The organism is Streptomyces durbertensis, from assembly GCF_014156695.1.
Lineage (GTDB): Bacteria > Actinomycetota > Actinomycetes > Streptomycetales > Streptomycetaceae > Streptomyces > Streptomyces durbertensis.
This window is the reverse complement of record NZ_WMLF01000172.1, coordinates 1-10,649: the sequence shown is the minus strand read 5'-3', so window position 1 is coordinate 10,649 and position 10,649 is coordinate 1. Positions and strand designations below refer to the sequence as shown.

The 10,649-nt window shown below is 72.4% G+C and carries 10 protein-coding genes; 7 read left to right on the top strand and 3 right to left on the bottom strand.

Annotated elements, in window-relative coordinates; genetic code table 11:
- Window positions 1-123 precede the first annotated feature (123 nt).
- From GL263_RS13555 to truA, 3 genes are all read left to right on the top strand, one after another.
- Window positions 124-1,146 carry a DNA-directed RNA polymerase subunit alpha gene (locus GL263_RS13555; RefSeq protein WP_182855940.1) on the top strand — a complete coding sequence of 341 codons (1,023 nt, stop codon included), beginning with the start codon at window positions 124-126 and terminating at the stop codon, window positions 1,144-1,146.
- Between the two features lie 152 nt (window positions 1,147-1,298).
- Window positions 1,299-1,820, top strand: coding sequence for a 50S ribosomal protein L17 (gene rplQ / locus GL263_RS13550; RefSeq protein ID WP_182855939.1), 522 nt, complete (start codon window positions 1,299-1,301; stop codon window positions 1,818-1,820).
- 121 nt (window positions 1,821-1,941) lie between these two features.
- On the top strand, window positions 1,942-2,820 hold the full coding sequence (gene truA / locus GL263_RS13545; protein ID WP_182855938.1) for a tRNA pseudouridine(38-40) synthase TruA: 879 nt from the start codon (window positions 1,942-1,944) through the stop codon (window positions 2,818-2,820).
- 21 nt (window positions 2,821-2,841) lie between these two features.
- On the opposite strand, the gene GL263_RS13540 is transcribed toward truA, so the two are convergent.
- Together GL263_RS13540 and GL263_RS13535 are read right to left on the bottom strand one after the other, a co-directional pair.
- Window positions 2,842-4,095 (bottom strand): DUF7847 domain-containing protein, encoded by a 1,254-nt coding sequence (locus GL263_RS13540; protein WP_182855937.1) that lies wholly within the window; start codon window positions 4,093-4,095, stop codon window positions 2,842-2,844.
- A 131-nt stretch (window positions 4,096-4,226) separates the two neighbouring features.
- Window positions 4,227-5,069 carry a hypothetical protein gene (locus GL263_RS13535; RefSeq protein WP_182855936.1) on the bottom strand — a complete coding sequence of 281 codons (843 nt, stop codon included), beginning with the start codon at window positions 5,067-5,069 and terminating at the stop codon, window positions 4,227-4,229.
- A 62-nt stretch (window positions 5,070-5,131) separates the two neighbouring features.
- Between GL263_RS13535 and GL263_RS13530 the strand changes: the two genes are divergently transcribed.
- The 4 genes from GL263_RS13530 (at window position 5,132) to glmM (ending at window position 9,653) form a co-directional block, all read left to right on the top strand.
- Window positions 5,132-6,760 carry an ABC-F family ATP-binding cassette domain-containing protein gene (locus tag GL263_RS13530; RefSeq protein ID WP_182855935.1) on the top strand — a complete coding sequence of 543 codons (1,629 nt, stop codon included), beginning with the start codon at window positions 5,132-5,134 and terminating at the stop codon, window positions 6,758-6,760.
- 284 nt (window positions 6,761-7,044) lie between these two features.
- Window positions 7,045-7,488, top strand: coding sequence for a 50S ribosomal protein L13 (rplM, locus tag GL263_RS13525; RefSeq protein ID WP_182855934.1), 444 nt, complete (start codon window positions 7,045-7,047; stop codon window positions 7,486-7,488).
- A gap of 40 nt (window positions 7,489-7,528) precedes the next feature.
- Window positions 7,529-8,029, top strand: coding sequence for a 30S ribosomal protein S9 (rpsI, locus tag GL263_RS13520; RefSeq protein WP_182855933.1), 501 nt, complete (start codon window positions 7,529-7,531; stop codon window positions 8,027-8,029).
- 265 nt (window positions 8,030-8,294) lie between these two features.
- Window positions 8,295-9,653, top strand: coding sequence for a phosphoglucosamine mutase (gene glmM / locus GL263_RS13515; protein WP_182855932.1), 1,359 nt, complete (start codon window positions 8,295-8,297; stop codon window positions 9,651-9,653).
- A gap of 72 nt (window positions 9,654-9,725) precedes the next feature.
- On the opposite strand, the gene coaA is transcribed toward glmM, so the two are convergent.
- Window positions 9,726-10,649, bottom strand: a 924-nt coding sequence (gene coaA, locus GL263_RS13510) for a type I pantothenate kinase (protein ID WP_182855931.1), incomplete at its 5' end; no start/stop codon positions are given.

Sequence of the window (10,649 nt, the reverse complement as noted above, 5' to 3'; positions counted from 1 at the left end):
AAGGTACGGGCGGTGCGGCGCAAACGCGTCGGGCCGCCCGTACTCTTGTAGTCACGGCTCCGGGCAGCCGCCCGGGGACATCGGCATCAAATAGCGGTTGCCGAACACTGGAGGCACATTCCCATGCTGATCGCTCAGCGTCCCACCCTGACCGAAGAGGTCGTCGACGAGTTCCGCTCCCGGTTCGTGATCGAGCCGCTGGAGCCCGGCTTCGGCTACACCCTCGGTAACTCCCTGCGTCGTACCCTCCTGTCCTCGATCCCCGGCGCTGCTGTCACCAGCATCCGGATCGACGGCGTCCTGCACGAGTTCACCACCGTGCCGGGCGTGAAGGACGACGTCACCGACCTGATCCTGAACATCAAGCAGCTGGTCGTCTCCTCGGAGCACGACGAGCCGGTCGTGATGTACCTGCGCAAGCAGGGCCCGGGTCTGGTCACCGCCGCCGACATCGCGCCGCCGGCCGGTGTCGAGGTGCACAACCCCGACCTGGTCCTGGCGACGCTGAACGCCAAGGGCAAGCTGGAGATGGAGCTGACCGTCGAGCGCGGTCGCGGCTACGTCTCCGCCGTGCAGAACAAGCAGCTGGGCCAGGAGATCGGCCGCATCCCGGTCGACTCCATCTACAGCCCGGTGCTGAAGGTCACCTACAAGGTCGAGGCGACCCGTGTCGAGCAGCGCACCGACTTCGACAAGCTGATCGTCGACGTCGAGACCAAGGAGGCCATGCGTCCGCGTGACGCCGTGGCGTCCGCCGGCAAGACGCTGGTCGAGCTGTTCGGTCTGGCCCGTGAGCTGAACGTCGACGCCGAGGGCATCGACATGGGCCCGTCGCCGACCGACGCCGCCCTCGCCGCCGACCTGGCCCTGCCGATCGAGGAGCTGGAGCTCACCGTCCGCTCCTACAACTGCCTCAAGCGTGAGGGCATCCACTCGGTGGGCGAGCTGGTGGCCCGCTCCGAGGCGGACCTGCTCGACATCCGCAACTTCGGCGCGAAGTCGATCGACGAGGTCAAGGCGAAGCTGGCCGGCATGGGCCTGGCCCTCAAGGACAGCCCGCCCGGATTCGACCCGACCGCCGCCGCCGACGCCTTCGGCGCGGACGACGACTCCGACCAGGGCTTCGTCGAGACCGAGCAGTACTGAGCGGCAGCAGCCAGCAGTACTGAGCAGTACCCCGAACCACTCGGGCGTCCCTCCTCGGCGGGGGGACGCCCGGGACTCGGCTGGGCGCCCGCCCAGTCGGCCTGACACCGGTACCTGATACGGCCGGTGCAGAGACAACAAGGAGAAGCAACATGCCGAAGCCCACCAAGGGCGCCCGTCTGGGCGGCAGCGCGTCGCACCAGAAGGCCATGCTGGGGAACCTCGCCACGGCCCTCTTCGAGCACGGCCGCATCACCACGACCGAGGCCAAGGCCCGCCGCCTGCGCCCGGTCGCGGAGCGTCTGATCACCAAGGCGAAGAAGGGCGACCTTCACAACCGCCGCCAGGTCATGCGCACGATCCTGGACAAGAGCGTCGTCCACACGCTCTTCACCGAGATCGGCCCGCGTTACGAGAACCGCCCGGGTGGCTACACCCGCATCACCAAGATCGGTAACCGCCGTGGCGACAACGCGCCCATGGCCGTCATCGAGCTGGTGGAGGCCCTGACCGTGCAGCAGCAGGCTGTCGGTGAGGCCGAGGCCGCCACGAAGCGCTCCGCCAAGGACGCCGCCGGCGACGAGGCCCTGCAGGACCTCAAGAAGGACGAGGCTCCGGCCGCCGAGGCCGAGGGCGACGCCGCCGAGGCCGCCGAGGAGAAGAAGGACGCCTGAGGCGCCTGACCCCTTCCTCGCGACGGGCCCGCTCCCCTGGGGGAGCGGGCCCGTCCGCGTACCGCACGCAGCCCGTGCACCGCACCCCGGTGGCGGGGACTGCTCTGAGAGGATCGACCACGTGAGTGACGAGGTGGCGCCCGGGTTCGTCCGGGTACGGCTGGACGTGTCGTACGACGGCAGGGACTTCTCCGGCTGGGCCGTGCAGCGCGGACGGCGCACGGTGCAGGGCGAGATCCAGGACGCCCTGCGGGTGGTGATGCGGCTGCCGGAGGACGGGCCGCCGGTCGAGCTGACCGTCGCGGGGCGCACCGACGCCGGCGTGCACGCCCGCGGCCAGGTCGCCCACTTCGACCTGCCGGAGGAGCTGTGGGAGCGGCACGGCGGGCAGCTGCTGCGCCGCCTCGCCGGGCGGCTCCCGATGGACGTGCGGGTGTGGCGGGTGGAGGTGGCCCCGCCGCACTTCAACGCGCGCTTCTCGGCGATCTGGCGCCGCTACGCCTACCGCGTCTCCGACCACCCCGGCGGCGTCGACCCGCTGCGACGCGGCCACGTGCTCTGGCACAACTGGCCGCTGGACGTGGACGCCATGAACGAGGCCGCCGCCGCCCTGCTCGGCGAGCACGACTTCGCCGCGTACTGCAAGAAGCGCGACGGCGCCACGACGATCCGCACCCTTCAGGAGCTGCGCTGGGAGCGCCTGCCCGACGGCGTGCTGGAGGCGACGGTCAAGGCGGACGCGTTCTGCCACAACATGGTGCGCTCGCTGGTCGGCGCGATGCTTTTTGTCGGCGACGGGCACCGGCCGCCGTCCTGGCCGGGCCGGGTGCTGGCCGCCGGCGAGCGGGACAGCGCCGTGCACGTCGTACGGCCGCACGGGCTGACGCTGGAGGAGGTCGGCTACCCGGCCGACGACGCGCTCGCCGCCCGCAACCTGGAGGCCCGCAACCGCCGCACCCTGCCGGGCGCCGGCGGCGGCTGCCTCACGCCCTGCGGCTGAGGGCGGCCGGCCCGCGCCGGGTCAGGCGCGGGCGTCGGCGGCGAGCTGCTCGTGCAGGCCCTCGCTGCGGAAGCGGTGGTCGGTGTAGAGCAGCGTGGTGGACATGTGGCTGATCGGCAGGGTGGCGACGGGCGGCAGCAGCATGGCTGCGCCGACGACCGTGACGGCGAGGAACACGCGTGTCGCCGACGGGTCGCCGTCGGACAGGATCGCGAACGCCACCACCAGCGCTGGGATGACGAGCACCATCTGGATCATCTGGTCGAGGGTGCTCAGGATGATGCTGACCAGGGCCGAGTAGCCGAACGCGCGCCACCACGAGCCGCGCACCAGCTCGCCGGAGCGGCGGAGGGCGGCGACCGGCGGCTTCCCCTCCAGGACACACGCCGCGGGCCCGAAGCCCCACCGTATGACCAGGTAGCAGCCGACCGCGACGACGGCGAGCAGCGAGAGCGGCGGGGCGACGACGAACAGGGATCGCGGGGCGCCCGCGCCGAACAGGCCGAAGCCCAGGAGGGCGAGCAGCAGCCAGCAGACGGCCGTGGCGCCGCCGACCAGCAGGGCGGTCAGCAGCCGGGTGAGGAACAGGGGGCCGAAGCGGTCGCGGACGCGTCCGCGCAGCTCCTCGACGGTGAGCGGGAGGCCGAGGACGGCGTAGCTGGTGACCACGATCGCCGCCGCCTGGAGCGCGGTGGCGAGCAGGAGCATGACGAGGGCGGCGGGCAGCACCAGCGCGGCCAGCGCGAGGAACGACGCGGCGAAGCTGGGGCCTGTGGTGGTCGTCGCCCGGAAGGCCCCTCCGTCGACCGCGGCGGAGAACCAGAAGCCCAGCGCGAACCCGTCGAAGGCGCCGCGTCGGGCCATCACCGTGCCGATGGCCGTGAGCAGCGCGAGGGTGAGGACGCCGAGGCCGACGATCCGCAGCAGGTAGCCGGAGAGGACGGTCCGGTAGCGCTTCACGGTGTCGAAGGACCCGGTGAGCACGTCGCCGAAGCCCAGCGGGCGGAGCGGGACGACACCCGGCTTCGGCGGGGGCGGGGGTGCGTAGTACCACCCGCCGGCCGGCGGATAGCCGCCGAGAAGCTCCGCGCCGGGGCCGGGCGGCTGGCCGGAGGTGGTCGGTGCGCCGGGGCCGGGCGCAGGGTCGGAGCCGGGCGGCGTCGCCGGGCCGGTCGGTGCGCCGGGGCCGGGCGCAGGGTCGGAGGACGCGGCGGGCTCGGAGCCCGGCGTCGGGCCGGTCTCGTCGGGTGTGGGCGGTGGACCGAAGGCGGTCATGGTTCCCCCGTTGGTGTGAATGGTCGGTCGGTGCGGCCATGGCGGGCGTGGCAGCGGTACCGACCGGCGAAGTGGCGCCGGACGGTACCGCTTTCGGGTGAGTGCTTCGGCTCGGAGGTCGGGCGCGGCCGCTACTCCGGCGGCGCCGTCGCGGCGGCCAGGGCCTGGTCCTTGCCGCGCTGCTCGATGCGCTGGTAGGCGTAGCCGCCGATGTCCTGCACGGCGGCGCGGGTCCGGGTGTCCTCGGCGGTGGTGTCCTTGCCGTTGAGGTAGCCGGCGATGGTGAAGTAGGCGTACCGGCCGTGCGAGTTGCTGCCGGCCCGGCAGGCGAACGAGCGGCAGAAGACGGGCACGCCCTCGCCGGGCAGTGGGGCGATGCTGGTCGGCGCCTCGTCGCCGACCTTCTTCGCGACCTCGACGGAGTCGAAGACCGCGACGCCGAGGGTGATCAGCATGCCGTCGCCGGTGTAGGTGGCGCGGTGCACCTCACGGCACTTGTTGGCGGTGAGGAAGGCGCTGAGGTCGCCGACGGCCGCCGCGTCGCAGTTCTTCGTGGAGTCGGTGGCCCGGCGGGTGTACTCGCGCCCGCCCGGTTCGATCTTCTTGTCCGGGAAGAGGGACTTCACCGTCAGCGGCGCGGTGTCCTTCTTCGGGTCGGAGATGAACTCGTAGGGGTTCGGCGGGGGCGGCGGCGCCTTGGTGTTGAACGTGGGCTCGGGCTGGTCGGGGCTCGGCGGTATCGTCGCCGGGCTCGGCAGGGCGCTGGGCGAGTCGTCGCCGCGGCCTCCGCTCTCGGCCACCACCGCGACCGCCACGACCGCCGCGACGGCGGCGGTGGCGAGCGCCCCGCCGCCGATCATCAGCCAGCGCCGGCGGCGTGCGCGGTCGGCGGCGGCGTTCGCGGCGAGCGCGTCCCAGTCCGGGGTGCCGGACCCCCCGGGGCCCCAGGCGGGCCCCCCTTGCCCAAAGCTCATGGGCCGAATCCTACGGAAATCCGTTTGGCGCCCGGCCGGGTGGCCGGTCACAATCCGGCCTCATGGGTCATGTTGAGGTCGCGCACCTGGAATACGTGCTTCCGGACGGCCGGGTGCTGCTCGACGACGTCTCCTTCCGGGTGGGGGAGGGCGCCGTCGTCGCGCTGGTCGGTGCCAACGGCGCGGGGAAGACGACGCTGCTGCGGATCATCGCCGGAGATCTGCGCGCCGACGACGGCACGGTGACGGTCGGCGGCGGGCTCGGTGTGATGCCGCAGTTCGTCGGTTCGGTGCGGGACGAGAGCACCGTGCGCGACCTGCTGGTGTCGGTGGCGCCGCCGCGGGTGCGGGAGGCCGCGCGGGCGGTGGACGCCGCCGAGCTGGCCATCATGGAACGCGACGACGAGGCCGCGCAGCTGGAGTACGCCCAGGCGCTCAGCGACTGGGCCGAGGCGCAGGGCTACGAGGCGGAGACCCGCTGGGACGTCTGCACGACGGCGGCGCTCGGCGTGCCGTACGAGAAGGCGCAGTGGCGGCAGGTGCGCACGCTCTCCGGCGGAGAGCAGAAGCGGCTGGTGCTGGAGGCGCTGCTGCGCGGCCCGGACCAGGTGCTGCTGCTGGACGAGCCGGACAACTACCTCGACGTGCCCGGCAAGCAGTGGCTGGAGGAGCAGCTGGGGCAGACCCGGAAGACCGTGCTGTTCATCTCCCACGACCGGGAGCTGCTGGCCCGCTCCGCGCAGAAGATCATCAGCGTGGAGCCGGGGCCGGCCGGCTCCGACGTCTGGGTGCACGGTGGCGGCTTCGGCACCTACCACCAGGCGCGGCGCGAACGCTTCGCCCGCTTCGAGGAGCTGCGCCGCCGCTGGGACGAGAAGCACGCCCAGCTCAAGCAGCTCGTCAACACCCTGAAGAACAAGGCCGCGTTCAACGACGGCCTGGCCAGCCGCTACCAGGCGGCGAGGACGCGGCTGCGGAAGTTCGAGGAGGCCGGCCCGCCGCAGGAGCCGCCGCGCGAGCAGGACATCACCATGCGGCTGCGCGGCGGCCGCACCGGGCTGCGCGCGATCACCTGCCAGGGGCTTGAGCTGACCGGGCTGATGAAGCCGTTCGACCTGGAGGTCTTCTACGGCGAGCGGGTCGCCGTTCTGGGCTCGAACGGCTCCGGCAAGTCGCACTTCCTGCGGCTGCTCGCCGGCGACGAGGAGCGACCGGTGGCGCACAGCGGGCTGTGGAAGCTCGGCGCCCGCGTGGTGCCGGGGCACTTCGCGCAGACTCACGCCCACCCCGAGCTGGAGGGCCGCAGCCTGCTGGACATCCTGTGGACCGAGCACTCCCGGGACCGCGGCCAGGCCATGCCCGCGCTGCGCCGCTACGAGCTCGACCGGCAGGCCGAGCAGCCCTTCGACCGGCTCTCCGGCGGCCAGCAGGCCCGCTTCCAGATCCTGCTGCTCGAACTCGGCGGCTCGACGGCGCTGCTGCTGGACGAGCCGACGGACAACCTGGACCTGGAGAGCGCCGAGGCGCTGCAGGCCGGGCTTGAGGCGTACGAGGGCACGGTGCTGGCGGTCACCCACGACCGCTGGTTCGCCCGCGGCTTCGACCGCTTCCTGGTCTTCGGCGCGGACGGCCGCGTCCGCGAGACCCCGGAACCGGTCTGGGACGAGACCCGCGTCGCCCGCGCCCGCTGAGCACACGCACGGCCCGGCGGGGCCGGGGCGCGGATCCTGACGGGCGGGTTCGGCCGGACGGGGGACGGGGGCCCGTTTTGACCCCGGCGTGTCGTGGGCGGTAGTCTGCGGGTTTGTTATGCGTATTGGCTTGCTCGTTCTCACGTGAGAGGCCGCTACGCCGGTCCACCAGGACGATGACCAGCGACCCGTGTGCGGATGCGTCACCGCACCGGGTCCAGGCTGTCGTGATCGTCAGGTGGCCTTGTCAGGACCCACTCACTGAAGAAGCGAAGGCTACGACCGTGCGTACGTTCAGCCCCAAGCCCGGCGACATTCAGCGCCAGTGGCACGTCATCGACGCCCAGGACGTCGTCCTGGGTCGTCTGGCCTCTCAGGCGGCCACCCTTCTGCGGGGTAAGCACAAGCCGGTGTACGCGCCGCACGTTGACACCGGTGACTTCGTCATCATCATCAACGCCGACAAGGTGCACCTGTCCGGCAACAAGCGGACTCAGAAGCTCGCCTACCGTCACTCGGGCTACCCGGGTGGTCTGCGCTCCGTGCGCTACGACGAGCTGCTGTCGAAGAACCCGGAGAAGGCCGTCGAGAAGGCCGTCAAGGGCATGCTCCCGAAGAACACCCTGGGCCGCCAGATGTTCTCGAAGCTGAAGGTGTACGCGGGCCCCGAGCACCCGCACGCCGCCCAGCAGCCGGTCCCGTTCGAGATCACCCAGGTCGCGCAGTAACACCGGCCACCCCCGAGACGAAGAGAAGCTGAGGAGAATCGTGGCCGAGACCACTGCCGAGACCCCCGTCGAAGAGTTCGAGGAGTACACCACCGAGACCCCCGAGGTCGAGGAGTACACCTCCGAGTCCCTGCCCGCCGGCTTCGGCGAGCCGCAGCCGGCCGCCGGCACGGGCCGTCGGAAGAACGCCATCGCCCGTGTCCGGATCGTTCCGGGCAGCGGCCAGTGGAAGATCAACGGTCGTCCGCTGGAGGGCTACTTCCCGAACAAGGTGCACCAGCAGGAAGTCAACGAGCCCTTCAAGGTGCTCGAGCTCGAGGGCCGCTACGACGTCATCGCCCGGATCTCCGGCGGCGGCGTCTCCGGCCAGGCCGGTGCCCTGCGTCTGGGTGTCGCCCGTGCGCTCAACGAGGCCGACGTGGACAACAACCGCGGCGCGCTGAAGAAGGCCGGCTTCCTGACCCGTGACGCCCGTGCGGTCGAGCGGAAGAAGGCCGGTCTCAAGAAGGCCCGTAAGGGTACGCAGTACAGCAAGCGCTGATCCCAGCACCTGGCTGTGGTGGGAACGCCCCGGCAGCACACACCGTGCTGCCGGGGCGTTCCCCTTTGTAGGTCTTCGCATGCAGTGCGGGCCCGCTGCCGCCCCCGGGCGGCTCCCCACCGGGTCCGGCGGGCCGCCGCGCCCGCGAACGCCCGGGGCTACGGCCCGGGCGACCCCCTGGCGTATATATGAAAAGGCCGCGTGGCCGGCCGTCGCAGCGACGGCCCGAGCCCGGCCACTCGCACGACAGCTCGGAGGAACCACGGTGGGACGACTCTTCGGTACGGACGGGGTACGCGGCGTCGCCAACGCCGATCTGACGGCCGAGATGGCACTCGGTCTGTCCGTCGCTGCGGCGCACGTGCTCACCGACGCCGGCGGTGCCGAGGGGCACCGCCCGGTGGCCGTGGTGGGCCGCGACCCCCGGGCGTCCGGGGAGTTCCTGGAGGCGGCCGTGGTGGCCGGCCTGGCCAGCGCGGGCGTGGACGTGCTGCGGGTGGGCGTGCTGCCCACCCCGGCGGTCGCGCACCTGACGGGTTCGCTCGGCGCGGACCTGGGCGTGATGCTCTCCGCGAGCCACAACCCGATGCCCGACAACGGGGTGAAGTTCTTCGCCCGGGGCGGCCACAAGCTCGCCGACGAGCTGGAGGACCGCATCGAGGCCGTCTACCGCGAGCACGCGAACGGCAGGGCGTGGGACCGGCCGGTCGGCGCCGGCGTCGGCCGGGTCCGGGACTACGACGAGGGCTTCGACACCTACGTCGCGCACCTGCTGGCCGTGCTGCCGCACCGGCTGGACGGGCTGAAGGTGGTCATCGACGGCGCGCACGGCGCGGCCGCGCGGGTCTCGCCCGAGGCGTTCGCCCGCGCCGGCGCCGAGGTGATCACCATCGGCGCCCGCCCAGACGGGCTGAACATCAACCACGAGTGCGGCTCCACGCACCTCGCCGGGCTGCGCGCGGCGGTCGTCGAGCACGGCGCCGACCTGGGCATCGCGCACGACGGCGACGCCGACCGCTGCCTGGCCGTCGACGCCGCCGGCGAGGAGATCGACGGCGACCAGATCCTCGCCGTGCTCGCGCTCGCGATGAAGGAACAGGGCACGCTGCGGAACAACACCGTCGTCGCCACCGTCATGTCGAACCTCGGCTTCAAACTGGCGCTGGAGCGGGAGGGCATCCGGCTGCTGCAGGCCGCCGTCGGCGACCGGTACGTGCTGGAGGAGCTGAAGCGCGGCGGCCACTCGCTGGGCGGCGAGCAGTCCGGGCACGTCATCGTGCTGGACCACGCCACGACCGGCGACGGCACGCTGACCGGTCTGCTGCTGGCCTCCCGGGTCGCCGCGACCCGCAAGCCGCTGGCCGAGCTGGCCGGGGTGATGCGGCGACTGCCGCAGGTGCTGATCAACGTGCCGGAGGTGGACAGGTCCCGCGTCGCGACCTCGGCGCGCATCGCCGACGCCGTCCTGGACGCCGAGCGGGAGCTGGGCGAGACCGGCCGGGTGCTGCTGCGCCCCTCCGGCACCGAGCCGCTGGTGCGGGTGATGGTGGAGGCCGCCGAGCAGGAGCAGGCGCGGTCCGTCGCCGAACGCCTCGCGGACGTCGTCAAGGCCGAGCTGGGCTGAGTTCCCAGGCGCTGCCCGGCCGGGACCCGCGACGCGGGTCCCGGCCGTTGCGCGTCACAGCTTGCGCAGGGATCACAGCTTGCGCAGGGACAGCCGCTGCACCTTGTGGTCGGGGCCCTTGCGCAGCACCAGGTTCGCCCGGCCCCGGGTGGGCGCGATGTTCTCCCGCAGGTTGGGCCGGTTGATCGTCCGCCACGTGTTGCGGGCGTAGTCCAGCGCCTCCTCCTCGCTGACCTGAGTGTACTTGCGGAAGTAGGAGAACGGGTTCTGGAACGCGGTCTGCCGCAGCTTGCGGAACCGGTCCAGGTACCAGCGCTCGATGTCCTCGATGCGGGCGTCGACGTACACGGAGAAGTCGAAGAAGTCGGCGACCGCCACCCGGGTGCGCCCGTCCCGGCCGGGCAGCGCCGGCTGGAGCACGTTCAGCCCCTCCACGATCAGGATGTCCGGCCGGCGCACCACCAGGCGCTCGCCGGGCACGATGTCGTAGATCAGGTGCGAGTAGACCGGGGCGCTCACCTCCGGCTTGCCGGCCTTGACCTCCGCGACGAACCGGGTCAGCGCCCGGCGGTCGTAGGACTCCGGGAACCCCTTGCGGGACATCAGCCCGCGCCGGTGCAGCTCCGCGTTCGGCAGCAGGAAGCCGTCCGTGGTGACCAGCTCGACGCGCGGGTGCTCCGGCCAGCGGGCCAGCAGCTCCCGCAGCAGCCGCGCCACCGTCGACTTGCCGACCGCGACGCTCCCGGCCACGCCGATCACAAACGGCGTGCCGGGCTGCGCGCCGTCGCCGAGGAACGTGTTCAGCGCGCCGCGCAGCCCGTGCGTGGCGCCGACGTACAGGTTCAGCAGCCGGGACAGCGGCAGGTAGACCTCCCGCACCTCGTCCAGGTCGATGACGTCGCCCAGGCCGCGCAGCCGCTCGACCTCCTCGGCCGTCAGCGGCAGCGGCGTGCGCTCCCGCAGCGCGCTCCACTCGGCGCGGCTGAGGTCCACGTA

What these genes read in the sequence shown, in the direction of transcription:
- GL263_RS13555 (WP_182855940.1), top strand. Translation starts at nt 124, where the DNA reads ATGCTGATCGCTCAGCGTCCCACCCTGACCGAAGAGGTCGTCGACGAG.
- rplQ (WP_182855939.1), top strand. Translation starts at nt 1,299, where the DNA reads ATGCCGAAGCCCACCAAGGGCGCCCGTCTGGGCGGCAGCGCGTCGCAC.
- GL263_RS13540 (WP_182855937.1), bottom strand. Translation starts at nt 4,095, where the DNA reads ATGACCGCCTTCGGTCCACCGCCCACACCCGACGAGACCGGCCCGACG.
- GL263_RS13535 (WP_182855936.1), bottom strand. Translation starts at nt 5,069, where the DNA reads ATGAGCTTTGGGCAAGGGGGGCCCGCCTGGGGCCCCGGGGGGTCCGGC.
- GL263_RS13530 (WP_182855935.1), top strand. Translation starts at nt 5,132, where the DNA reads ATGGGTCATGTTGAGGTCGCGCACCTGGAATACGTGCTTCCGGACGGC.